Here is a 25,737-nt window from a genome sequence, read left to right as displayed (position 1 = left end):
TTATGAAAAATCAATTATTTACTTTTTTTGGATTATCATTTCTTATTACATGGTCTATTTTATTCACAATAATAGGCTTTGGGTTACCTGAAATCCCTTATTATATTCCTGCAGTTTATGGGCCAACACTATCGGCTATTATTCTAATGCTTTATTATTACGGTCTTGACGGGCTTAAAGTGTTCTTTAAACAGTTTTTAAAAAAAGGAGTTAAATGGTATTGGTATCCCATTGTAATATTCTCTTTCGGAATAATATTTTTAATAGCTAAAATACTTTGGTTTTTTGCAACTGGCGAGGAAGTAACTACAACTCCATATTCAATGAAATGGTTGCTAATGGTCTTTGTTATGCAAATATTAATAGCTGGCTTCGGCGAGGAATTTGGATGGAGAGGCTTTGCTCTTGAAAGAATGCAGATTATTTATTCTCCTCTTAAAGCTAGTGTTATATTAGGATTTGTTCATCTATTATGGCATCTCCCAACTTATTTTTTAGGAAATGGGATGCATAATGTCCCTATATTTTGGGCTCTTTTATATGTTATTCCTGTAACAATTATTTGGACATGGATTTTTAATAAAACTAAAAGAAGTTTATTGTTTGGTATTTTATGTCATTCAATGCATGGTATAATGCTATCTGTTATTTCTTTTTTACCACCCCCATCTAAAGTTGAATTAACACCAAAATTGCTTTATACTTTTACATTAGAAGGAAGCTACCTAGGACCTTATTTAATAGTAGTATTGTTATTTTGGATTGCTAGTTTAACCATAATCTGCATTGAAGGTAAAAATTTAGCTTATAAAGGAAATTCATATTTAAACATACTTACTTTGAGAAGATAATGTATGTTTTCAACGAAAGTTGAACTTTTTGAGTTAAAATTTAAAAGAGTCCTCTTACAAATTTAACTGATTATTGTGGAAATAGTTATAAAATAGTAGTAGTTGAAAGGAAAGAAAACGAAAATTAATTTAGTATAGTTTAGTGGTTAAATTCGGAAGTTATTTATTTTGAAAAAATACTTCCGAATTATTTTTTTGTCGATTTATATTGTAAAAGAAGCAATCCTAACTGATTAAATAAGTGCTACAATACCATTCAAATTTCCATAAAGACATTTATGCCTATTTCAGTTGAGCTTTCGGTTTTCATATCAAATTTTTCTGTCAACTTTAGCTTACCGTTATTTGGGTCTACAGACAAAACACATTTAGACTTACCGTGGTCTAACTCTCCAGACAATCTAAATTGACAATAGGTGAATGTTAAAACTTTCTTTTGCAGAAAACCTATCAGATAACCTTTTTTAATTTTTCCTCCAGAATATTCTGCATTTACTATATTATTTCTTTGCTTAAACCTAAAAATTGTTTTTTCATTAACTATTCCGTTTGGGGCTGCTTGGATAACATTCATTATTAAATTATTGAGCATAGTTTAATTATCTAATTATTTTTCATTTTAAAGATTGAGCAATTATCCTAATTATAACTCTTTAAAAAAGAGAAATCTATTCCAACTTATAAAGTAGTACTAACCTCTTACGGTTAAACATTGCTACAGTTTCTAACTAATTTATTTTTGGTAGAAAAAAAATATAGAAACATGAAGCATTTAAAGACAACTCTTTTACTATTAACCCTTTTTATTTTATCACACTTACTTAACGCCCAGTCTGAAGGACTAAAAAAAATAGATTTTTTTATTGGAGAATGGTCCATTGAATCGGTTGATATTTTACCGAACGGCACCTATCAAAAAAGCAAAGCTAAATCTATTGTTAAATATATTCTTGATGGATATGCTATACAAGATGATTTTTTGAGTCTTGATAAAAATAATAATATTGTTTTTAGGGGTACTAGTATAAGAAGCTACAATCCTAGAACCAATAAGTATCAAATTGTTTGGATTATGCCAGGGTATAAAGGTATAACTGATATTTCAGCAGAGTTGAAAGATGGAAAATTGGTAAGCACTGGTAAAGGTTATGACTATCAAGGAGATTTTTTAGAGCGTTTTGAGTATTACGATATAAAGAACGATTCATATAAGTTTAAAATGGATAGGTCGTATGATAATGGAAAGACTTGGATTGAAAACTTTGGAAGGTTTACTGCTACAAGAATTAAATAGATTATTAAACACTAAAGCCAAACATCTTATGAAACATCTTTACTCAAATTTTAACAAACTATTTGTTTTTGTATTTTTCTTGACCTTCAATCTAACTTTTGGACAGGATTTTGTTGAGATAAAAAAAGCTGTTGCTCCAGATAGAGAATCACCTGATTTATTTGGTTATTCAGTTGCGATTGATAATAATTATGCAGTAGTTGGTGCTTATCAACAAAAATTGGACGTTAGTGGTTTAAATTCAATAACAAATGCTGGAGCTGCTTACATTTTTCAAAAAGATAATTCAGGAAATTGGAATCAAATTCAAAAAATTGTAGCATCAGACAGAGAGTCATCAGATCGCTTTGGTAGAAGTGTTTCAATATCTGGAGATTATATTGTAGTTGGGGCATACCAAGAAGATGATGATGTTAATGGTAATAATTCTCTTAATGGTGCTGGTTCTGCATATATTTTTAAACGTGATGTTTCTGATACTTGGATTGAAATTCAAAAAATAGTTGCTTCTGACAGAAATTCCAGTGATAGATTTGGACAATCAGTATCTATGGATGGAGACTATCTAATAGTAGGAGCAAATTTAGAGGACGAAGATGTAACGGGTAATAATACACTTTCATCATCTGGTTCTGCCTATTTATTTGAAAAAGATGGTTCAGACATTTGGAATGAAGTACAAAAACTTACAGCTTCAGATCGACAATCTGGTGACTTATTTGGATGGTCAGTATCTATTTCAGGAGATTATGCAGTAGTTGGAGCTTATAATGAAGATGAAGATGAATTAGGGAGTAATACCTTGAATAATTCTGGTAGCGCCTATGTTTTTGAAAGAAATGGTACTGGAATATGGAATGAAGTAAAAAAAATAGTAGCAAGTAATAGATCTGCTGAAGATAATTTTGGATATAGTGTTGCTATAGAAAATGACATAGTAGTAATTGGAAGTATTGGAGAGGATGAAGATGCTAGCGAGTTGAACACATTAATAAATTCAGGTGCTGTATATATTTTTAATAGAGAAAATTCTGGAGATTGGTTACTGAATGCTAAAAGAGTGGCTTTGGATAGAAGCGACAATGATTCTTTTGGTAACTCTGTATCACTTTCAGGTTCTTATTTGGCAGTTGGTGCAAATGACGAAGATGAAGATGGAAATGGCATGAATACTTTGAGCGATGCTGGTTCAGCTTATCTTTTTGAATTCATATCAGGAAATTGGCAGCAAGTTCAAAAATTAAATGCTTCAGATCGAGGAGCTGGTGACATCTTTGGTGCCGCTATATCCATTGATAATGAAAATTTAATTATTGGGGCTCATAGAGAAGATGAAGATGAAAATGGCATGAACACTTTGTCAAATGCTGGCGCTATATACTTTTTTGAAAATTCTGCCTCCTTGGGAACCCATAATGATTTTGTGAATAGCTTTTTAATATATCCTAATCCTACTCAAGGAAAGGTGTTTTTTAAACTAAAAGAAGCATCTGAATTAAAAACTATTTCTATTTATGATTTAACCGGAAGACTAATTACTGACAAGGTTTTAATGATAAATAGCAACTCACCTATACCATCTATGAATTTAGAAAAACTTCCAGCTGGAAATTATTTTATCGAGGTTAACACTAATAATGGCAAGTCTATTAAGCAATTAATCAAATACTAACAATATGAAAATTTATAGTAAACTTTTTCTTCTAATCATTTTTGTGTTTAATAGTCATAGTTATTTGTATGCGCAAAATGAAATAAAATTCACTCCCTTAAGTTCAACATCAAACTCAATAATTCCTAATATTAATAGCACATTTTTTGAAGGTAAATCCATTAGTTCTACCGAGTTATATTATGAAGATGAAATGTATTATCTCCTGATTAATGACTTGGTAGGTGGATGGCCTTGTAAGAAAATTAATGTAGGAGTACTACAGTCTAAAGATTTAGAAAATTGGGAATGGTTTGACAAACCTCTTTTTTCAAGTGAAGACTTACCGTATAAGCTAACTAAACCTAATGGTTTTGCAACAAGTATAATCAAACGTAAAAACATCTATTATTTATTCATGGATGTTCTTGATAATGATAGAAATATTGGTATAGGCTTGGCCACTGCTAAATCTTTAAAAGGGCCATGGAAAGTTCATAAAGAAATGGTTTTAAAACCACGCAAAGATTCCTGGGATTCATATTCTTTAGCCGGTGCTGATGTTATTATAAAAGGTAATGAATTTTGGTTGTATTATATGGGTGTTATGAATGATACCCCTAATGGAGAAACCGCTGTAGGATTAGCTAAATCTAAAGATGGTATAAATTGGGTTAGACAAAACACCCCAGTATTAAGTAAGTCCAAAACAGGTTTTGATAGCCATAAAATTGGAGTTCCAAAAATTATTGAAGATGATGAAAATTTATTAATGCTATATCGTTCAGATGATGGAGATGGTACTTGGGGAGGAAATTCAGCTTATGGTATGGTAAAAAGTAAAGATGGTCTTAACTGGGAACGATTTCAAGACAAACCTGTTTTAAGTGAAAATGATGTGCCCAATTGGTATACGATTTGGGCATGTGGATTAATTAAAGTTGAAAATACTTTACACTTATTTTTAGAGTATGATGGCCCACCTTATAGACATACAAGAATAAATCATGCTATTCATAAGGTAAACGATTGAAAATATGAATTTAGGATTAAAAATAAAGATTCTCTACTGTATTTTATTTATTGGTTTTCAGGCGTTTTCCCAGATAAGCTTCGATGACCCATTAACAGTTATTAAAGCCCCAGACGGCAAAGTTCTTAAGAAAGCCGATATGCAGAAAATAATGAAAAGTGGAAAGCAATTTTCTATGTATTCTGTTAAAAAAGGCGACACAACCGTTTATTATTTAGAATACAAAACAAAGGATGAAATTGGCAAAAAGAAACTTATAAGGTCTAACTTAAAGAGCACATTGCTCAATAAACCTTTATCAAGCTTCTCTTTAAGTAATATGGATGGTAAGACCATTAATAAAACAAAACTTTTAGGAAAAGTTACGGTTTTTAATTTTTGGTTTACGGGATGTGTACCTTGCATAAGGGAAATGCCAGAACTCAATGAATTGGTCAATGAATATGAGGACAAAGTCAACTTTATAGCGCCAACCTTCAACACCAAAGAGGAAGTGCAGAAGTTTTTGACAAAAAAACAATTTAAGTACGATATTCTTTATGATTCCAAGCAGTTGAATGAACTGCTAAATATTGAATCGTATCCAACTCATATTATTATTGATGAGAAAGGTGTGGTTCGTGAAGTCATTTTTGGTGCAAACCTAGGCATTAAGAAGCAATTGCAAACAGGAATCAAAAAACTCCTGGAATAGACTGTCAATATTATTATGATTAAACAAAATCTTATTTTTTGGAACCATAATTTGATAGGACTTCACTGCTAAATTAAACACGAACTAAAAATTAATTTATATTATGAATAACAGAAAATCAGTTTTGTTTTTTACAATAGCACTTTTTTTCATCTCATTCTTAAATGCTCAAAATGAGATTACAATAAATGAAGTATTACAAAAAACAAAAGAGGCTTGCCTATCTCTAAAATCAATTAAGTACGAAATACAACAGCGAAATGCAAAAGGAAAGTATGGTTTTCCAACAATTGAAGCAACCATAATTCAGCAAAAGGCTGATGCTATAAATATTGGTTTTGATAATGCTTATATTAAAGCAATAGGTACTATAAAAGAAAAAAGCGAGGTTGAAAACTTTAGTTATGCATACGATGGAGATAGCTTTACTTATCAAAAAGGGAGTAGTGACATAAAAAAAGTAAATAACCCCAAAAGAAAAACAGTAATGAGTATGCTACAACAACACCTTTTTATGTTGAGGTTTTTCCCTTTTACTCAAGAAGAACCATTTAAACCTCGTGGAAGTGGTTTATATACCTTTGAGGGGATAGAAAAGATAAATGGAAAACTATGCTATAAAATTATGAGTGTTACTGTTTTTAAAACGCAAAATCCAAGTCCTGAAACTAAAAAAAAGAGCCTTACAACAAAAGACATTTGGTGGGTCGATACCGAAACTTATTTACCAGTTGCATATTCTGATGGGTTTCTATATAAAGAAATAACCATTTTAAGTTATGAGTAATCACAACAAAACTATAGCGAGACATATTTTCTTTAGTTTAGTAATGTTTACTTTGGTTGCTATAATTCCTTTTTCTTCTTTTGGTCAAGAAAAAGAAAAGAAAGAAAAATCTTTTTTCACTATAAGCAGTGATAAAAGAGATACTAAAGAATATAGCACAGATGAAATTCAAAGAGAGCTTGATGAAAAAGAGGGTTTATTACGAGTTAATTCAAAAGCACCTGCATGGAAATTCATTTTAAACAATCAGTCAGTCTATTCATCAAAAAAGTTAGAAGGAAAAATATACGTACTTGATTTTTGGGGAAGTTGGTGCCCACCATGTAAAAAAGCAATGCCAACAATGGAAAGATTGCATCAAGTATATAAAAATCGAAAAGACATAGTAATCATAGGCATTTCTGCAAAAGAGAAAACCCTAAATTCTGCAAGAAACTATTTTGATAAAATGGACTTTAGCTATATTCATCTACCCAATGGTGATAAAGTTGCAGATGTTTTTAATGTAAAAAAATTTCCAACTGTTTTTATAATCAATAAAAAAGGTATTATAGTTGATGCTTTTATAGGGTTTCAAGAAGAAGGAGATTTTGAGCGTATTAAAAAAGTCATTGACAATCGATAATAGTAATATGGATCTTCATCAAAACAAAATCTTCGTAAGTAGAATAATTACTTGTTTTAAGATTAGCAAAATATTAATCAATTTTACTATCAATTAATAAAGCAAGATTTATCTGATAAAAATTTTTGCTTCAAAAATTTAACTACTTTCTATTTTAGTGCAATATAAATTGAAAAATAAAAATTATGAAAACATTTAAATTAAACTATTTTTTTTTGGCTTTAATAATCTTTACATGTCTTGGTTTTAGACCAAAAGAAGCCACCACTATTGATGTCGAAGATAAATATTATCAAGTAGTACTCATATGGGTAAAAGATCCATTGAAATTTAGAGAGTATGGTGAAAAAATGCGACCAATTGTTCAAAAATACGGAGGCTCTACAGAACGAATGATAAATCCTGTTACGTCAATTTATTCTGGTTCCTATGGCTCTAGCTTATCACAGCCAAATATTTTAAATATTGTTTATTACCATAATAAAGAAGCATATGAAAACTTTAATAAAGATCCTGAATATCAATCATTAATCCCTTTAAGAGATGAAGCGATAGATATTGTAGGTGTTGGTGGCAAATCAATTGAAGGTAAACTTATTAAAGGTGAGGCGTCAAAACGATTGTATATGATAGAATTTTCTTATTTCTCTGATTCTGATGGTTCAAAATATAAGTTATATAAGAAAAACAGTTTAGAGTTTTATAATAGAAATGGTGTTGAGTTAGAACGTAGTATCGCACCTTCTGAAGTCTTTGGGAATATTATAGATTTACCTAATATTGTAAATATATCATACATTAAATCAGGAGATTCATCTCAACTTCAAAAAGATTCAGAACACCACAGCATCCAAGGCGCTTTTAGACAGGCTGTAAGTAATACCGTATGGATAGAAGGAAAAGCAGCATTGTTTAATATGAAATAAATTTATAAAACAAGAAATCAGTATTTATAACTCAATTCTCTTTTAAACTAGAAAAAGTTAAATGCATTTATATCATGCATTTAACTTTTTCATTCTTCATCATCAATCAAAAAAAAGCAACCACTATACCAACCAAACTTGAGATAAACTTATTGTTTTATTTTCTTAATTAAGAAAAAAACAATTGGTTTTTTATCTTCATTTATAAAAGAGGAGTTTAATTATTTAATCTTTTGTATGCTCCAGGACTATGACCGGTAAACTTTTTAAATATTCTGTAAAAACTGGAACTACTTTTAAAACCATGATTTGCTGCCAAACCTTCTAATGAATAATTTTTTAAATCATGGCTGTTGACCATAGCCTTTTTAATTGAATTTACCCTAAACTCATTTATAAAGTCAAAGAAATTCTTGTTTAATAATTGATTAATTGCTTGTGATATATGGTGAGATTTTATACCCGATATTTCTGCTAAATCTGAAATTTTTAAATCTTGAGATTTAAATAGTTCTTTACTTTCAACTATTTTTGAAATCTTACTTACTATTTTTCTTAACTCGAAATCATTTAAACCTGATGTGGCATATTTTTCCTTACTATTCTGCAGAGTTATATAAGTTAACTTTGATCTGTTTTTAATTAACCAGTTATTTAAAAAAATTGTTGCAAAAGATATTACTAATATTTCTAAACCATTATAATTATAAAAATCTTTTATGTTAAGCATTAAAACTAAATCTAAAACCAAAGCAATTATAAATACTATATAAGCTAAAATAAATAGATAAATAATTACAAAGTCTTCTAATATGGTATTACTATGTATACTTTTATTATTTGTTACTTTTTTTTTAATCTTTTGTAAAGAAAGCACTGCATAAATAAGCATCTGAAATAAGAGAACATAATGCGACCAATTTAAATTAAATCCTCTAATCAACAATTTATTGTAAACAGACAGTTTAATTTCAGAAGGATATATATAAATATATTTTAAAGAAAAAGCAATTAATAGTATTGGTAAATAGTTCAGCAGTTCCCATTTTGTAAATTTCTCCTTAAGCAAAAAGACCTTAATTACATGATAAAATAGTGGTGCTATACTAAACCAAAGAGGCACTATCCACCACATAAAAATTGGTGCTTTAGAATACCAACCAAAAGCGATATATAAAAAATCTATATTAATTAAGAATACAATACTCAATAAAAGTACAGCGAATAATATAGTTCTTTCAATACCTTCATTATATTTATATATCCTATAGATGTTGACTAAAGATTGAACTACAAAATAACTACTAAAAATTATTATAATTTGTTGGAAAAACATTGAAGCCTATTTAGCATTTTCTTACTTTCAAAAAAATCGCATTATCAAGCTGTATTAACTATTAATTGTGAGTTTGCTCAATTTTTTCTTATTATCTCAATTGCTTTTGATAAAGCCTTTTCTTCTTCAACCTTTATGTCAGGAATTACACCTATACCTTCCCAGTTTGAGTTTGTAATTGGATTAATAGCTCTACCTATCGGAATTTTTGCCACAAGCCCATTGTCTAAAGGATAAAAGTTCACAGGATGCGCACCTCCACCAGTATTTTCACCAACTAATGTGGCCTTTTTATTTGCTTGCATTAAATAGGCAAAACCTTCGCCTGCTGAAAAGGTATAATTACTTGTAAGGATATATGTTTTTTTATCCAATATTCTTTCTATATCGGCATCTCCTAAAACATAGAAGTCATATTTTACATCATACCCTCTATATTCCACAGTATTTAGTAATTGGGTAGTATCTTTTTCAAAAAAATAACTGGATAACAATTGTACTCCTTTAGGTGCACCACCACCATTATTACGCAAATCGATAATTATAGCTTTACATTTTGCTATCTTCATTAATTGGGTTGACAGGTGATTCTTTAAGTCATCATTTGGCATCTGAAAGCCAGTTATTTCAATATATCCTATATTACCATCTAATACTTTTGATTCACTAATGGATAAATAATAACTTGGTATTTGTCTTCTCTGGCTTGTATTTCTTTTCGGCTGACCATAAGAAATTCTTAAATGTTTATCCTTTACAACTTTTTTTAAATCTTTATCTAAATGTACTGCTAACTCTTCTAGGTTTAGGTTATCATAATTTCTTCTTTCTAAATTTGACTTTAGCAAATTAGACATTTCTATCCCTTTATCTTTAAACACATATAAGTTTGAAAGACTATCGGCAAGTTGTATAATTGATTTGCTATTTTGGGCACATAAGCTTGTTGTAACACATAAAAATGTTAGAACTGCTAAAAATCTATTTATATTCTTAATTACCATGATGCAGATTTAAATGTTGCTGTGTTAAACAAACCTTTAGGCAGCTCATTAGGACTGTCAATATCATAATATTCTTCTTTCATGTATAATTTCCCATTTCTAAAGAATAAAACTTCAGGTGCAATCCAAGCTTGACCAAGCCTTTGATATTTGTTGAACTCTGTGACCATTTTATTATTATATCTATCGAAATATTCAACTTTATAAAACAACAATCTTTCTTTTTCAATCCATGCTTGTTTTTTCTCTGGATTGCCAATAACATAATACTTATCTAAATCTTTAAAATATGATAAATCGAATCCAGATGCTACAAGTTTATCAATTGTTTCTTCAGAAGTTTCGAAGTATACACTAAAACCTAAAACCAATAAATCATGTATTGTTTTCATCTTTCTGGTAACATCTCCATTAGTAAATACCATCATAGAGTCTTTCTTAAATATAAAGCCATTTCCACTATCCATTGAACCTGTTTTTACAATTAATCCTTCAGGCATTTTCATAGCTTCATACCATGTTTCTTCCCTTTGTAATGTGTCATTTTGATAAAAGCTGGTTTTCTGCTTAAAGGTTAAATTTGAATACCACTTATTATTATACATAGACTTCATACTTTCAACAATCTTTTTTGAAGAATTTATTTGTGAAAAAGATGATTGAAGTGCCATAAGTGCAGTTAGACATAATATAACTTTTTGATAATGCCGCATACGAGTTTTGGTTTTTAATGGTTTAATATTTTTTAAATACTTTAAACTTATCATCTGCTAAATGATTAAAGTTTTAATAAGGTTAAAATAAACTTACATATTCTCAATTTGTTTTTTTTGTAGAACGTTTAATCAAGTCTAATGCATGATCTTCTGTGAAACCTTTTTCAAGATGCCACTTTAATGTCATCCAGCTATGCAAATGATCCCATTGTGCAACTCTTTCTAAACCTTGCTTATCAGGATTTACAATGTATTCCGTATGCCCAAAACAGTGGAACATTGGTAATTCGTTTATATGATCTTTATGTGAAATATCCGTTTGACAAGGATCACATGAAGTGGGTAAAATTCGATGAGTATTTCCTGCCAAAAGCATTAAGAATAAAGCTAATGTTAAAGTAGTTAAAGCTATTTTGTTTTTTCGTTTCATGCTTTCTTTAATTATTTATAAAAATTATTTATTATTTCTAATGTTTGGGTATTAGCTTCAATATGTGGCATATGACCTATTTTTTCCATTAATTTCATTCTTGCATTTAGCATTTGGTCTACTATTTTTTGTGAGTAAATTGTAGGAATTGGGTCATATTCCCCATGAATCACTAATAATTCATTTTTTAATGACTTCAATTCTGGATAAAAGTTATAATCTTTGTCTCTTAACTCTTTCCAGATCATAGGATTTATCTTGCTTTGAAATTTAGCAGTATTGCTATCTAAATTTAGTTGTAGCGTGTCCAATATATCTTTATTCTTAACATAAGCCTTATACAGTATTTTGGCTTGTTTTTCTCTTAATGTAACTCTATTGGTATCGTTTATACTATTCTCAAGAGCCATAAAACTATCCACATCTGTTTGTTTCAATCTTTCATTTAGATTGTTATTCATACCTGCCAAAGACTCTTTTTCTAAACCAGCAGTCCCAATAAGAAGGATTTTATCAACCTTTTGCGGGTTTTCAATTGTATACATCATACTTAATAAGCCTCCCCAAGAAACTCCCAAAAGGTTAATTTTTTTAATGTCCAAACTATCTGAAACTACATTAATATCTTGTATGAACTTTGCGGTTTTAATTTCATTTTCATTTATCTCACAACTAGATTTACCCGTGCCTCTTTGGTCAAAAAATATGAGTTTGTAGTTTTTGCTTAAATCTTTAAGATATGGATAGTCGTGATTAAAATATCCACCAGGGCCACCATGTAAAACAATGATTGGTTTACCTTGACCTATTGTTTTATAAAATAAGTTTGCATTACCTGATTTAATAAAACCAGAGTCTATTTGTATTTCTTTTGTATTTATAAGTTCAGATTTTTCTGATACGTTATCATTTACAAAAGTCTCTTTATCATTTGTAGCTAAAAGCAACTTAACAGATATCACTATACCAATAAGGCTTAATATTATTAAACTAACTAAATCATATTTGTTATTAATTTTCATATTTTTAAATTATATTTTTCAAGTTTATTCTTTTTAAATAGTTATATCTTTATAGCTATAGTATTTTATTACACTTTATTAGTTAATCACTGAAATTTTCATAAAATTATCAGTGTTTTTAATTTCAACTTTTTTAAATAAAAAATGTAAAACATCACTCAATATCTCTCCATCATATAAAATGTTTTCCACTTTGCGTTTATATTTAATTTCTAATTTTTTTTCATCGATAATGGCTCTTAAATAAGAAAACCTTACTTTCATAATAGAATTTTTTGTTGTCAAGTAATTATTTGAGCCTATTTCTAACGTATCTAACCCATTTGGATATAAAGTTGAAATTCCGAGAGGATAAGAAATTTTTTTTGAGTCAATTTTTAAAAATGGTGCTATATTCCTAAAATCTAAAATAAGTTCCTTACCCTTTTGTTTTTCAAATACCTCAAACAAACTATCTCGTTTTTTAAATTGATTTTTATAGTATCTCCTTATATTATCAATTTCATATACTGTCTCAAGTCTATTTTTAAAGCCTTTATCTTTTACTTGACATTCCAAAGAAATTTTTTTGTCTAAAAAAATAGAATCTTGGTAGAACGTTTTTCTCCATTTAGGACTTAATCTATCTAAAATAAAAGCTTGAGCTGCTCCATAAAAATACTTTTTCGTAGATACATTAAACACCTCTTTGCTTTCATTTAATAATTCAGTATAAAAACTTTCTATAAATTCATTTTTATCTATAAAATAATTAAAGCTAGTATCTGAATTTTTATCTATAATAAACTTATCATCAGCAGACATGAAATCAAGTATTTTATACATTGTGTATTGTGGTAAGCCCTCATTGATTTCCTGTTCTGATTCTCCTTTAATTTGTTCTTGAGTCATTGAAGCTCGTTTTAGTTGGCGAGCTAAAATAAAATCGCTAACGTAAGTTTTAAAATTATCATCATTATGTTCCTTCAATGCTTTATGTAATGCTAAACCTTCTATATTGCTGTAAGTGAGGAAATCGACATTAGGCTCAACTATTTCGGGATTAGTGAATTCTATTTTTGATGTTTTATTTTGATGATCATGAAAAAACTCATGAATTATAGTCATGATTTGATATTCAGCTGTTCCAGATTCTCTGCCATAACTTTCTTTTTTTTCTCCCACTGGTGTCAGATCAAAATTAACCACATGAATTGGCCTATCGTTCAAGCTACCTAATTGGCTTAATGCACCAGCGTAACGATAATTTTGATTTTTATTTAAAACGGTTTCATCATTTTGCTTGAGATAGAGCTTAAATAACGGATTACTTAATTTTATAGGTTTATAATCTTTTAGTGGATTAGGGTGGTTTATTAGTAAACTAAAATTTGGATATTTTAAGTGAAATGGTAATTCTTTATAACCATTCCAATTATCCCATATTTTTTTTGCGTGTTTTTCCAATAGAATATATGCTTGCTCTATTCTTAAAAGATCTCTTTCGTAGGCTTTTTTACTTATGGATTGTGAATTCATTTTTAGAGATGAAAAAAACACAAAAAGTAAAATTAACTTAAGGCTTCTGTCATTTGTTATAAAAATCATAACTCTTCTATTGTATTAACTTTTATTGCTGTAGCCGGAATTCTGAAAAGATCTTCAGAAACTTTTTTAGTTTCAAATTTGATAAGTTTAAATTCTATCCAATAGCTTTCGGGAACTGGATTGGGCGGTATTATGGTTTGCTTTAATTGATAAAAAATTGAATTTGTAAACAGCTCATCTCTTAATAGTTGATTTAAATTTCTATCATCTAAAAAAATAAGGCTAGTTAGGTTTTTGGGAAAGGAATTTGAGTCTGTTGCTTTGAGCTTTAAAACTAAAGCTTTCAGGTCAATTTCAGAATATTTTGCAATTCCTTTGGTAGTAATTTTTTGATATTTATTACCAGCATTTATGGAATCTCCCAGTGTTTTAATATCTTCCCAATGATAGGTTGGTCTGTACCCTCTTGCCTTATGTATACTTGTGTTGAGGAAGTCTTTGTTAATACTTAATGGAAGTTCAACGTACTTCTTTTTATCTTCTGAAAAAACTATACGTTTTTTTTCTTTAAGCAAGAATAGTGTTGTCGTTTTTCCTTTAGAAATTAAAAGTTTACTTTTTGAAGACCACATTTCGATATCGTAAAGCTTTGAAACAGCACCAAAATAAGAGCGTTTAACCTCATATATTAAATGACTTTTTTGTGAATTTATTGAGTTATTATATTTGGATTTTCCATTGATTTCTTTGTGCTCTTTTTTATTTATTATTACACTTAAATGATCTTCTTTTAAAATTTCTTTTTGAGCTATCCCAGCCTGATACAATGCAAATGTGATTATGATTGTAATACATAATGATAACATTAAAATAACTAAAACATCTTTTTTATAAGCATTCATATTCTAAACTAATTATTTCTATCAGATTCAATTCCCATTAAATATATTTTAGCTCTATCTAGACCTTCCTTTCTTTTTTCCAATTCAATTAATTCAAATTCTTTTAGGTTAACTTTTTTTCCTCCTTTAGGTTCTTTTATATTAATCAATTCACCTGAATTCAACACAACTTTAGAACAAAGAATAGCATAGTCGTCGTCATTCACTTCTAAAATTAAACCTGGTAATCCATTATAATAACCTGGACCATTACCAATTGGTATTTGAAGAGTAAACCAAGCTTCTATTTTAACATCCTTAAGTACAATTTCTTTATCCTCTAACACTTTCTTCTTTATTACTGAAGTTGCTTTATAACATAAATAATTTCCAATATTTTTTGTTTCACTAGTTATACTCCAATTATACATTGAGATAGAATCTTTGATTAGGAAATTCTTACCTAACAATTCTTTACGATGTACAAACCTTTTACTTTTTAAATCTTTATATAATAGATCTAAACTTTCAGTAGTTTTATTAGTATTAGGGGTAGACAGATTACTTTCTTCTTTATAATTGGATTCTGTGGTATTGAAAATTAATAAGGAGGTCTTTTGAAACTGTTTTTCAAAAAAGCCAGATAACTTATTACGCATTTCTACATCATACTTCGTAGTATCTAATTTCATATCAAGCTTTTTTTTTGAAATATAGGTAGCTATACCTAGTAAATCTTGCGATTGTACTGTATTAACCAATATAAGTACTATTAACAACGGTAAAATTTTTATTCTAATCATTGCTGTGATTTTACTATTTAATTCTTCATTTATTATTATCAATTAAAAAGCAATCTAGATCTTCTATCATATAAACATCAAAACCTAATACTTCTGAATAATACTTCACTGATTTTTCTAAATCGAGAACTGTCAATACGCACCTAAACTTTTTTATCATGAAAAAATCATTTAGTTTGAAGAAATCCATTCAGGCTCACCGTGGTAGGCATCAGCTTTTGTTAATTGATTTTCATTTTTCCCGTTTATATCCATAATGTATAAATGGTGTTTACCATTTCTTTTGGCATGAAATACTATTTTTTTACCATCAGGTGAGACATCAATTTCTTGATAGAATTTTTTATCATTGGTTATTTGATGTTTCTTATTATTTCTGATGTTAATAGAAAAAATGTCGTTATGCTCATTATCCCTTTCATCAGAATAATGATAGGTATAGACAATTGTTTTAGAATCAGGCATCCATGAGGTGTATTTTTCACTTTTTTCAGAATCAGTCAACCTTTTTGTATTCCTTGAGTTCAGATCAAATACATACAATTCGTTGTTACCATCCCTATTCGAAATAAAACTGAAGTATTGCCCATTTGGTGACCAATCTGGTCGTCCGTTATAAGAAGAATCAATGATTAAAAGTTGATTAGTTTCCTTTTCTGGGTCAAAAAGTCCAATATATCTATTGTTATTATCCTTTAATGTGTAAAGCGCCTTTTTGCCATCTGGGGAAAGTATAAATTCTTCCATTCCCTTTGTGTCAAGGTTTTTTTCTATCCCATTTCTATCGATAGCATTAATAGAAAATTTTTTCAAAGTATCATTAGAATTATAGATAATAGCTTGTAAATGCTTATTCCATTTGGGCAACCAATCCCAACCCTTATTTGTAGTAAGCTGTTTTTGGTTTTTGCCATCCTCGTCAATTATGTAAATATCAAAGTTCCCTAACTGATTAGTTATATATGCAATACTATTTTGAGAAAAAAGATTAGAGCTTAAAAAAAATAGAATTGCAATAAAAGTATATTTCATTTTATGCAAATATTTAGCTTTTCAAAGCTACAAAAGTGGGCTTATCACTTTAAAAGAAATCCAGTTAAGTTAGTGCCAATTTATAAACTGGTAACAATTATATACTATCGCTTCTAATATTTAGTAGAGAGTGTGAATAAGCAAATTAATTATGCTAGCTTTGTTAAAGCTGATTTATTTAAAATATCTCTTAATGAATTAATGTCATAGCTTTCCTTTCTTATAATTGCAAAAACAAACGTCCAATTTAATTGCGTTTATTATTAGCATCAGTTTCATTAATTAACTTAATAATATTTTGATCATTTGGTTTTCTTTCTAATGAAAGCATCAAATATTTTTTTGCTTCCTCTATTTGTCCAGATTGTAGATAGTGTTGCCCCAATGCGAAATAGCCCAAATAGTTATCAGGAGATAAATGAATCATAAATCTAAAATAATTCAGAGCTTCCTCCTTTCTCCCAGAATTGTAAAGTTTAGATCCTTGATTAAAGAAATCCATATAATTTGGTATATCGAGAGCTTCTCTCTTCTCCTTGTCAATCTTTAGCTGACTCTTGATATTTTCAAAATCAATATTCTTTTCAAGCAACTGTTTATAGTAACCGTTTGCCACCGAAACTACTGGTTTAACAGGCAGGTCATTTAAAATCCTGATGATATAAGTTAAAACTAACGACCTCTCAATATAATCATGGTTACCTAGAATTATGACTACAAAATTACTTTCAAGATACCTCGTAAAATTGGAAGCGAACCCCCTTCCATCACCATTGTGCTCGACTCGTCTATTAAGTTCATTCTCTTTTTTAGAAAGGTTTTTGATCTTCCATCCATATCCATAATGCTCCTTATTTTGAACGTATAGCTTTTCGGTATGAATCGAATCCAAAATAATATGATTTCGAAGAGCCTGATCCCATAAATACAAGTCATGTGTTGTTGAATACATGCCCCCTGCACCAATGGAGTTTGAAATATCACTGAATTCAGGAATGGTTGGATATCCTGCAATTATAGAATAGCCACTAGCCATATTTTCAACTATTGAGGAGTTATTCATAAACCCAGTGTGCTCTAATCCAATAGGCTTTAGGAGCTTATTCTCTACAAGGCTTTCAAACTTCTTGTTAGTAACTGCTTCTGTAATTAAGTGTAGCAGATAATAACCTATATTACTATAACTAAAGTCGCTTCCTGGTTCAAAAAGCAAAGGGAATTCATCTATTTTTTCAATCTTCTCGGAATCGGTATGCTCAAACCTTAATTCTTCCTGCTCAAAAAATATTCTGCGTGGTAATCCAGAAGTATGCGAGAGTAGCTGATGAATTGTAATTTTCTCGAAGTGCTTTGATGATAGTTGTGGTATATAATTAACAATAGGTGTATTCAATTCCAATAAACCCTCCTGAACCAGACGCAAAATCAAAGTAGATGTAAATTGTTTAGAGATTGAAGCAATGTACATTTTGGTTTCAAGTGTGTTGGCTATTTTCCATTCGTAATTGGCAAGCCCAAAGCTTTCATGAAAAACAATCTTATTGTCTTGAGCTACTAATACATTTCCACTTAACATTCCGTTTTTCGCAAAGGAACTCAATGCACTTGAGAGATTTCTTGTTATTGTATCGTTAATAGTACTTTGAGGTTTCGCAGTGGTTGCTAAAAATAAATATGCGACTAGAAATAGTATTCTTAATTTCATAATGCTTATGGTTTAACAGTGTATAAAAATTTAATTTTGATATAATCTTCAATTTACTCCAATGGTCTCAATCATTATTTTGTTATGCCATAAAACCAAAGCAAATTACATCCAAATTCTATGTTGTTTTTATTAATCAACAATTTCTGGCATATTTATGAATTCATATACAATTATACTGAACCCAAATTTGGAGATTACCCTTCAGTATTAATGCAAATAAAAGTAACAACTCTATTATCAATATTAATCTTAATAAACTCATATTGTTTAGTTTCTAAATAATTAACTTAAATTTACTTTGGTCAAGTATGAAATTATATAATTGTAATACGCTCATAACTTAATGAATATTTCATATTTTAAAAATATAGAAGTATTATATTATTTAACCTTAACTCTTCAATTCATTGTTCCCAAGTTATAAGATGGCAATAAATGATTGAGGATAATCAAAAAAGCAAAGATTTTAATTAGTTGACCATACTTTTTTCAAATTTGTTCTTTTTCAGCAAAACATTTTTCAAAACACCCATATCCTCACTCACTTTTCTTTCAATTACTTTAGCATAAATTTGAGTAGTTGAAATTCTTGAATGCCCCAGAAGCTTTGAAACTGTTTCAATGGGAACACCATTGCTCAAAGTAACTGTTGTAGCAAATGTATGACGTGCTAAATGAAACGTTAAATTCTTTTTTATTTCACATAAATCGGCAATTTCTTTGAGATAGGCATTTAACTTTTGATTTGACATTTTAGGAAAAATTGTTCCATTGGCCAAGGCTCTTGGGTTCCTTTTGTACTTCATAATTATTCCCAAAGCTTTTGGTAATATTGGTATTCTTAATTGATTATTTGTTTTCTCACGTTTCATTGTTATCCAAAACTCTCCATCGATTCCATAATTGATATCATTTTCAGTAAGATTAACAACGTCGATATAACTTAAGCCCGTATAGCAAGCGAAAATGAATAAATCTTTTACTAGTCGTAGCCTTTCAATTGAAAAATATTTTTCCTCAATTGATAGTAATTCTAATTCTGTTAAAAAGCCTCTTTCAACTTTTTCAAACTTGGATTGAAAATTTATAAAAGGGTCTCTTTCAATCCATTCTAATTTATAAGCAAGCGTTATCATTTTTCTGAAGCGCTCAATGTGCTTCATCACCGTATTATTTCCCATCGGCTTTTGATGGTCAGTTGGTATGTAGCTTCTTAAATATTTCTCAAACCTCAAAATGAAGTTATAGTCCAACTGTTTTAAATACATATCTGTAACCTTATATTTAATGAAAATGAAATCTGCAATATATCCTTGTGTGGTGAAGTAGTTTTTTTGAGTACCCCATTTTAGTTTCCCTACCATATCTTCATTATGGTACTTTATAATATCATTTAAAGAGAAGTTTAGTTCATCTTCCTTTAAATACCTTGCTTTTACAGTTTGGGCCGAAATAATTTTGCCTTCGGATTTTAACTCATTTTTTGATTGATGAAGTTCTGAAGATACCTGATCTAAAAACTCATTAATAATCCTTGCCTCCTGATTTGTACCCTTGACTTTATTTTTGGCCGAGCTCCAGTACTCAATTTTGATTTTTCTTTTGAGGCTGATTTCTGCTCTTTTACCATTTACTGTAATTCGAGCATAAAGTGGTGCTTTTCCATTTTTGGCTTTTGAGAGTTTTAGCCAAAACAGAATACTAAACGTTGTAGAAGTTTTCATGTCTTTCGTCTTTAATTAAACATTTGTTTACTGACGAAAGTCAAATCAATAATTCGGTTACCTTTTTATTTGTTATTAAATGGTAACCGAATAGGTCACTTATTTAATCAAATAATATCAAATTTTATGATTTACTAAAAACCACAAAGCCTCGATAATCTTACGATTACCAAGGCTTTGATGTTATTTGATTATTAATTTAGTCGGGGTGGCAGGATTCGAACCTGCGACCTCCGCGTCCCAAACGCGGCGCGATAACCGGGCTACGCTACACCCCGAAACTTGGTTATCATTTTAGGACTGCAAATATATAGCTTTTCTTTAAAACAAAAATAAAATTACAATAAATTTAAAAGCTTTGCATCAAAGCCTTTCTTTTATTGGGTAAATAACTAAATTTGTTAAACAAAAAATGTTTGCATGCTAATTATTGGGATTGCTGGTGGAACAGGTTGTGGTAAAACAACCGTTGTCAATCAAATATTAAATCAATTACCTGAAGGTGAAGTGGGTGTCATTTCACAAGACTCGTATTATAAAGATACGTCGCATTTAAGTTTTGATGAACGTGTAAAAATAAATTTTGATCACCCAAGGTCAATAGATTTTGAATTATTGGAATCGCACCTCAAAGAATTGAAAAAAGGACAGACCATAGAACAACCAGTATATTCTTTTGTCAAACACAATCGTACAGGCGATACTATTTTAACACACCCAAGAAAGGTTATGATTGTTGAGGGTATTTTAATTTTAACAAACCCTGAATTACGAGACATGTTTGACATTAAAATTTTTGTGCATGCCGATAGTGACGAGCGCTTAATTAGGCGCTTAAAGCGTGATATTTCAGAACGAGGCAGAGATTTGGATGAAGTATTAAACCGGTACCAAAACACACTGAAACCTATGCATCAACAATTTATCGAACCTATGAAGGAGTATGCCGATATTATTATACCTAATAATAAATACAATACTGTAGCAGTTGATATTGTTAAGACCATAATAAATGACCGTTTACAATAAATGAAGTTTCTTAAAAACAAATACGTCAAACCATTCAAAAATATATTTGTAATTATTTTTGTGGGCTTTACTATTTGGATGTTATTTATTGATGCCAATTCCTGGTTTATCCATCACGAATTAAATTCTGAAATTGATGATCTTGAAGCCGAAAAAGAGTATTATAAAAGTGAGATTGAAAAAGATAAAAAGGCCATAAAAGAATTGAGTAACGAAGAAGGTGTTGAAAAGTTAGCTCGTGAAAAATATTACATGAAAAAAGCCGATGAAGAAATCTTCATTATTGAATATGAAGACAGCATTCCAAAAGAGGATAAAAATGACTAAAAAACTATTTAACAAATTTCCTAATGTTTCTGCAAAAGAATGGAAACAAAAAATTCAAGCCGACCTAAAAGGTGCCGATTATAATGACACCTTAATATGGCACACTAACGAAGGTATAGATGTTAAGCCTTTTTATCACCTAGAAGTATTTGAAACTTTAGAACAAGTTCCCGAAACAAAAGCAACTTCTTGGACCGTAGCTCAAACCATTTATGTAGACGATGTTACAATAGCTAATAAAATAGCTACAGATGCCCTTAACCGTGGTGCTGAAACTATTAAATTCATTATACCTAACGCTACAGTTTCCATAAGCCAATTATTAAATAATATAACGGCAAAAATCCTGTATTTTGAATGTTTGTTTTGTGACGCTAATTTTATAAAAACCATTCAAAATCACGATACAAAAGCAAGCATATACTTCTGCACAGATATTATTGGTCATTTAGCGCGTTCAGGCAATTGGTATAACAATCTAAAAGAAGACCACGCGCAATTTTCCAAAATAGCAAACAGTACAACACAATTTAGTGTTGATACAAGCTTATATCAAAATGCTGGTGCCAATATGGTACAGCAATTAGCTTATACTCTAGCTCATTGTAATGAATATTTAAATTATTTAAATTCTGAAAAGCCTTTACAAAATGAAAAGCTAACCCTAACCTTTAACGTTTCGGTTGGATCCAACTATTTTTTTGAAATAGCCAAACTTCGTGCCTTACGGACTCTAGTTGAGCTCTTGGCAGATGCCTATGAGTGTAAAATAGAAACCAACATTTTTGCTGTACCAACCAAACGCAACAAAACATTATACGATTACAATACTAATATGTTGCGAACCACAAGCGAATGTATGAGTGCAGTTTTAGGAGGTGCAAACAGTATTTGTAATTTACCTTATGATGCCATTTACCATAAAAACAATGAGTTCGGGGATAGAATTTCAAGAAACCAGTTATTAATACTGAAACACGAAAGTTATTTCAATATGGTAAATAATCCTGCAGATGGAGCCTATTATATTGAGACCCTTACCAAACAACTTACTGAAAAAGCATTAACATTATTTAAAGAAATAGAAACACAAGGCGGATTTTTATCACAACTTAAAGAAGGTATTATTCAAAGAAAGATTAAAGAATCAGCTCAAAAGGAACAAGAGCAATTTTATTCAGGAAAACTGGTTTTGGTCGGCTCGAACAAGTATCCAAACAATGATGACCGCATGAAGGATAATTTAGAATTATATCCTTTTGTTAAAACCAAACCGAGTAAAACACTCATCGAGCCTATTATAGAAAAGCGCTTATCTGAAACTATGGAACAACAAAGATTACACAACGAATAAATTTTAAAATTTCAAAAACTATGAAATCGACGATTAAAAACTACTTATTAAAAGGAAAATTAATATCCATGCAAAAAACCTTTTTAAAACTTACCATTCTAACCGTATTTTTAACAGTGTTAAGTTGTAAAAATGAAACCAAAACAGTTGATTTTAATTATAAGTATACTGAAACAGAAAATGCTTTAAACTGTCCTAATGTTGATACAAAATTAATTCATGAAGCACTTTTGTCTTTTGAAGATGATATTATGAAAACCTACAATACACGAAGTTCAGATGTGCGCGTTGCATACACCAATTTTTTTAGAGCAACACAAAGAAACGGTGTTAAGTATCAAGAAGTTGCAACACCACATAGTATGGAAGTTTTTAATGCACTTAAAAACCAATCTGAATTGTGGAACACTGATAACACTCTTAATTACAAGGCAGATATCTTTACTTGTATAGGAGACAACATGAAAGACAAAGGTCTTGCAACCACCTACAAAGCATTAATTTCCACAAATAGTATGCGTGCTGATATTTTTGGAGCACCTTTACTGAATAAAATCAAAACAGCAAATACAGATCGTTATTTAGCCGCTTTTATAGCCTTAGATTTATACTATTCTAAATTATTTGATGTTGACCCAACACAAGTAACTGAAAATAAAGTTCAAGAAAAAACGACCTACCGTACTGAACCAGGCAAGCCTTTAATTAAACAAAAGCCTGCTACAGAAGAAACTGATGACCATGCTGGGCATAATCATGATTAATAAAAAAACACAATGTCCAGAAAAAACATTCAACATATTAGCCTTAAAAATGGCACGAAAAACGAATTAGATAGTGATATTCTCTCACATAATACAGCTGAAGACATTCAGGTTAAATCCACCTATTCCAAATCGGATTTAGATGCTGTAGAGCATCTTGGCTTTGTTGCTGGAATAGCTCCCAACCTTCGCGGTCCTTATAGTACGATGTATGTAAGGCGACCTTGGACCATACGCCAATATGCCGGATTCTCAACAGCTGAAGAAAGTAACGCTTTTTACCGTCGTAATTTGGCAGCTGGGCAAAAAGGACTTTCCGTAGCTTTCGATTTGGCAACACATAGAGGTTATGATTCTGATCATGAACGTGTTGTTGGCGATGTTGGAAAAGCAGGTGTAGCTATCGATTCGGTTGAAGATATGAAAACCCTTTTCGACCAAATTCCTTTGGATAAAATGTCAGTTTCCATGACCATGAACGGAGCTGTTTTGCCTATTATGGCCTTTTATATTGTGGCTGCGGAAGAGCAAGGTGTAAAACCTGAACAACTAGCAGGAACCATTCAAAATGATATTTTAAAGGAATTTATGGTACGCAACACCTACATTTACCCACCTACTCCTTCCATGAAAATCATTTCAGATATTTTTGAATATACCAGTCAGAATATGCCAAAGTTCAACAGCATTAGTATTTCTGGTTACCATATGCAGGAAGCAGGTGCCACCTGCGATATTGAATTGGCATATACCCTAGCCGATGGATTGGAATACATTAGAAAAGGTTTGGAAGCTGGTATGGACATTGACACCTTTGCACCACGTCTTTCGTTTTTCTGGGCTATCGGTATGAACCATTTTATGGAGATAGCTAAAATGCGTGCAGCACGAATGCTTTGGGCGAAATTGGTTAAGCAGTTTAATCCTAAAAACTCGAAATCGTTAGCCTTACGAACGCATTGCCAAACCTCGGGTTGGAGTTTAACCGAGCAAGATCCGTTTAATAATGTAGCACGAACCTGTATTGAAGCTGCTGCAGCTGCCTTTGGTGGCACACAAAGCTTACACACTAATGCGCTAGACGAAGCCATTGCCCTACCAACTGATTTTTCGGCACGTATAGCCAGAAACACACAAATATATCTTCAAGAAGAAACCCAGATTACCAAAACCGTTGACCCTTGGGCTGGTAGTTATTATGTTGAAAAACTCACACATGACATTGCCAAAAAAGCATGGTCGCTTATAGAAGAGGTTGAAGAATTGGGTGGTATGACCAAAGCTATAGAAGCTGGCATTCCTAAAATACGCATTGAAGAAGCTGCTGCACGAAAACAAGCTCGTATAGATTCTGGTCAAGATATTATAGTTGGTGTCAATAAATATCAATTAGCAGAAGAAGCACCCATACAAACTTTAGAAGTTGATAACCAAACTGTTCGCAATCAGCAAATTGAGAGTTTAAACAGGATTAAGTCCAGTCGTGATACTGAAAAGGTGGAACACGCTTTATCAGCATTAACTAAAGCGGCACAAACAGGTGAAGAAAATTTATTAGCTTTAGCTGTTGAAGCAGCTAGAGAACGCGCCACTTTGGGGGAAATTAGCGATGCTCTAGAAACTGTTTTCGGAAGATATAAAGCACAAATTAAATCGTTTTCAGGCGTGTATAGTAAAGAAATTAAAAACGACGACTCGTTTAATAAAGCTAAGGCTTTAGCCGACAAATTTGCCGAGCAAGACGGTAGAAGACCACGTATTATGATTGCCAAGATGGGACAAGATGGCCACGATCGTGGTGCCAAAGTAGTTGCCACTGGCTATGCCGATGTAGGTTTTGATGTTGATATTGGTCCTTTGTTCCAAACACCACAAGAAGCCGCCAAGCAAGCTGTGGAAAACGATGTCCATATATTGGGTGTATCGTCATTGGCAGCAGGCCATAAAACCTTGGTACCGCAAGTTATTGAAGAACTAAAAAAATACGGTCGCGATGACATTATGGTTATCGTAGGCGGTGTAATACCCAAACAAGATTACCAATACTTATTTGATGCCGGTGCTGTTGCTGTTTTTGGTCCTGGCACAAAAATTTCTGAAGCAGCAATTAAGATTTTAGAGATTTTAATTGATTGATAGTAACATTAAAATGTACTCATATCTAAAATAGCAAGCGGTTTATTGATCGCATTTATAGTTATATAACAAGTTATCAGTAA

The 25,737-nt window shown here is 30.6% G+C and carries 26 protein-coding genes and 1 tRNA gene; 13 read left to right on the top strand and 14 right to left on the bottom strand.

Features of this window, described 5'->3' with window-relative positions; genetic code table 11:
• Positions 1-2 precede the first annotated feature (2 nt).
• A complete protein-coding gene (locus K7G76_RS10145; RefSeq protein ID WP_223034083.1) occupies positions 3-851 on the top strand; it encodes a type II CAAX endopeptidase family protein in 849 nt (282 codons plus the stop codon).
• 256 nt (positions 852-1,107) lie between these two features.
• Here K7G76_RS10145 and K7G76_RS10140 read toward each other — a convergent pair whose 3' ends face one another.
• A complete protein-coding gene (locus tag K7G76_RS10140) occupies positions 1,108-1,425 on the bottom strand; it encodes a hypothetical protein (RefSeq protein ID WP_223034082.1) in 318 nt (105 codons plus the stop codon).
• Between the two features lie 189 nt (positions 1,426-1,614).
• Here K7G76_RS10140 and K7G76_RS10135 point away from each other — a divergent pair, with 189 nt between their 5' ends.
• The 7 genes from K7G76_RS10135 (at position 1,615) to K7G76_RS10105 (ending at position 7,861) form a co-directional block, all read left to right on the top strand.
• Positions 1,615-2,145, top strand: a complete 531-nt coding sequence (locus K7G76_RS10135) for a DUF1579 domain-containing protein (protein WP_223034081.1) — start codon at positions 1,615-1,617, stop codon at positions 2,143-2,145.
• 28 nt (positions 2,146-2,173) lie between these two features.
• Positions 2,174-3,817, top strand: a complete 1,644-nt coding sequence (locus K7G76_RS10130) for a T9SS type A sorting domain-containing protein (protein WP_223034080.1) — start codon at positions 2,174-2,176, stop codon at positions 3,815-3,817.
• A gap of 4 nt (positions 3,818-3,821) precedes the next feature.
• Entirely contained in the window at positions 3,822-4,829 is a 1,008-nt protein-coding gene (locus tag K7G76_RS10125) for a family 43 glycosylhydrolase (protein WP_223034079.1), read from the top strand.
• Positions 4,830-4,833: 4 nt separating this feature from the next.
• On the top strand, positions 4,834-5,523 hold the full coding sequence (locus tag K7G76_RS10120) for a TlpA family protein disulfide reductase (RefSeq protein WP_223034078.1): 690 nt from the start codon (positions 4,834-4,836) through the stop codon (positions 5,521-5,523).
• Between the two features lie 103 nt (positions 5,524-5,626).
• Positions 5,627-6,310, top strand: a complete 684-nt coding sequence (locus tag K7G76_RS10115) for a LolA-like protein (RefSeq protein WP_223034077.1) — start codon at positions 5,627-5,629, stop codon at positions 6,308-6,310.
• Positions 6,303-6,935, top strand: a complete 633-nt coding sequence (locus K7G76_RS10110) for a TlpA family protein disulfide reductase (protein ID WP_223034076.1) — start codon at positions 6,303-6,305, stop codon at positions 6,933-6,935. Before K7G76_RS10115 ends, K7G76_RS10110 begins: the two co-directional genes overlap by 8 nt.
• Positions 6,936-7,120: 185 nt before the next feature.
• Positions 7,121-7,861, top strand: coding sequence for a DUF1330 domain-containing protein (locus tag K7G76_RS10105; protein ID WP_223034075.1), 741 nt, complete (start codon positions 7,121-7,123; stop codon positions 7,859-7,861).
• A 217-nt stretch (positions 7,862-8,078) separates the two neighbouring features.
• Here K7G76_RS10105 and K7G76_RS10100 read toward each other — a convergent pair whose 3' ends face one another.
• The 13 genes from K7G76_RS10100 to K7G76_RS10045 all read right to left on the bottom strand — a co-directional run bounded on the left by K7G76_RS10100 (position 8,079) and on the right by K7G76_RS10045 (position 20,322).
• Positions 8,079-9,197 carry a helix-turn-helix domain-containing protein gene (locus K7G76_RS10100; RefSeq protein ID WP_223034074.1) on the bottom strand — a complete coding sequence of 373 codons (1,119 nt, stop codon included), beginning with the start codon at positions 9,195-9,197 and terminating at the stop codon, positions 8,079-8,081.
• 77 nt (positions 9,198-9,274) lie between these two features.
• The gene (locus K7G76_RS10095; RefSeq protein WP_223034073.1) at positions 9,275-10,201 is read right to left on the bottom strand and encodes a S41 family peptidase; all 927 of its coding nucleotides are present in this window, start codon (positions 10,199-10,201) and stop codon (positions 9,275-9,277) included.
• Positions 10,195-10,872, bottom strand: coding sequence for a hypothetical protein (locus tag K7G76_RS10090; protein ID WP_223034072.1), 678 nt, complete (start codon positions 10,870-10,872; stop codon positions 10,195-10,197). Before K7G76_RS10090 ends, K7G76_RS10095 begins: the two co-directional genes overlap by 7 nt.
• Positions 10,873-11,017: 145 nt before the next feature.
• Positions 11,018-11,347: a hypothetical protein gene (locus tag K7G76_RS10085; RefSeq protein WP_223034071.1), complete on the bottom strand. Its 330-nt coding sequence runs from the start codon at positions 11,345-11,347 to the stop codon at positions 11,018-11,020.
• Positions 11,348-11,358: 11 nt separating this feature from the next.
• On the bottom strand, positions 11,359-12,369 hold the full coding sequence (locus K7G76_RS10080; RefSeq protein WP_223034070.1) for an alpha/beta fold hydrolase: 1,011 nt from the start codon (positions 12,367-12,369) through the stop codon (positions 11,359-11,361).
• Positions 12,370-12,447: 78 nt separating this feature from the next.
• A complete protein-coding gene (locus K7G76_RS10075) occupies positions 12,448-13,887 on the bottom strand; it encodes a hypothetical protein (RefSeq protein WP_223034069.1) in 1,440 nt (479 codons plus the stop codon).
• 65 nt (positions 13,888-13,952) lie between these two features.
• Positions 13,953-14,798: a hypothetical protein gene (locus K7G76_RS10070; protein WP_223034068.1), complete on the bottom strand. Its 846-nt coding sequence runs from the start codon at positions 14,796-14,798 to the stop codon at positions 13,953-13,955.
• 8 nt (positions 14,799-14,806) lie between these two features.
• Positions 14,807-15,580 (bottom strand): GLPGLI family protein, encoded by a 774-nt coding sequence (locus tag K7G76_RS10065; protein WP_223034067.1) that lies wholly within the window; start codon positions 15,578-15,580, stop codon positions 14,807-14,809.
• 25 nt (positions 15,581-15,605) lie between these two features.
• Positions 15,606-15,740: a VOC family protein gene (locus tag K7G76_RS15495; RefSeq protein WP_369412203.1), complete on the bottom strand. Its 135-nt coding sequence runs from the start codon at positions 15,738-15,740 to the stop codon at positions 15,606-15,608.
• Between the two features lie 11 nt (positions 15,741-15,751).
• Positions 15,752-16,612, bottom strand: a complete 861-nt coding sequence (locus tag K7G76_RS10060) for a DPP IV N-terminal domain-containing protein (protein WP_223034066.1) — start codon at positions 16,610-16,612, stop codon at positions 15,752-15,754.
• A 247-nt stretch (positions 16,613-16,859) separates the two neighbouring features.
• A complete protein-coding gene (locus tag K7G76_RS10055; RefSeq protein WP_223034065.1) occupies positions 16,860-18,317 on the bottom strand; it encodes a serine hydrolase in 1,458 nt (485 codons plus the stop codon).
• A 473-nt stretch (positions 18,318-18,790) separates the two neighbouring features.
• Positions 18,791-20,044, bottom strand: coding sequence for a site-specific integrase (locus K7G76_RS10050; RefSeq protein ID WP_223034064.1), 1,254 nt, complete (start codon positions 20,042-20,044; stop codon positions 18,791-18,793).
• Between the two features lie 203 nt (positions 20,045-20,247).
• A tRNA-Pro gene (locus K7G76_RS10045) sits at positions 20,248-20,322 on the bottom strand.
• A 142-nt stretch (positions 20,323-20,464) separates the two neighbouring features.
• On the opposite strand from K7G76_RS10045, the gene udk reads away from it, so the two are divergent.
• From udk to scpA, 5 genes are all read left to right on the top strand, one after another.
• Complete coding sequence (gene udk / locus K7G76_RS10040; RefSeq protein WP_223034063.1) at positions 20,465-21,073, top strand: uridine kinase; 609 nt, start codon at positions 20,465-20,467, stop codon at positions 21,071-21,073.
• Positions 21,074-21,400 carry an FtsB family cell division protein gene (locus K7G76_RS10035; RefSeq protein ID WP_223034062.1) on the top strand — a complete coding sequence of 109 codons (327 nt, stop codon included), beginning with the start codon at positions 21,074-21,076 and terminating at the stop codon, positions 21,398-21,400. It begins immediately after the preceding gene.
• Positions 21,393-22,754: a methylmalonyl-CoA mutase subunit beta gene (locus tag K7G76_RS10030; protein ID WP_223034061.1), complete on the top strand. Its 1,362-nt coding sequence runs from the start codon at positions 21,393-21,395 to the stop codon at positions 22,752-22,754. The genes K7G76_RS10035 and K7G76_RS10030 overlap by 8 nt, the downstream gene beginning before the upstream one ends.
• 68 nt (positions 22,755-22,822) lie before the next feature.
• The gene (locus tag K7G76_RS10025) at positions 22,823-23,518 is read left to right on the top strand and encodes a hypothetical protein (RefSeq protein ID WP_223034060.1); all 696 of its coding nucleotides are present in this window, start codon (positions 22,823-22,825) and stop codon (positions 23,516-23,518) included.
• Between the two features lie 12 nt (positions 23,519-23,530).
• Positions 23,531-25,654: a methylmalonyl-CoA mutase gene (scpA, locus tag K7G76_RS10020; protein ID WP_223034059.1), complete on the top strand. Its 2,124-nt coding sequence runs from the start codon at positions 23,531-23,533 to the stop codon at positions 25,652-25,654.
• Positions 25,655-25,737: the final 83 nt, after the last annotated feature.

The organism is Hanstruepera marina (assembly GCF_019880635.1).
GTDB classification, from domain to species: Bacteria; Bacteroidota; Bacteroidia; order Flavobacteriales; family Flavobacteriaceae; genus Hanstruepera; species Hanstruepera marina.
Note: the sequence above shows the minus strand (reverse complement) of the source record. Positions and strands in the feature narration are given on the sequence as shown.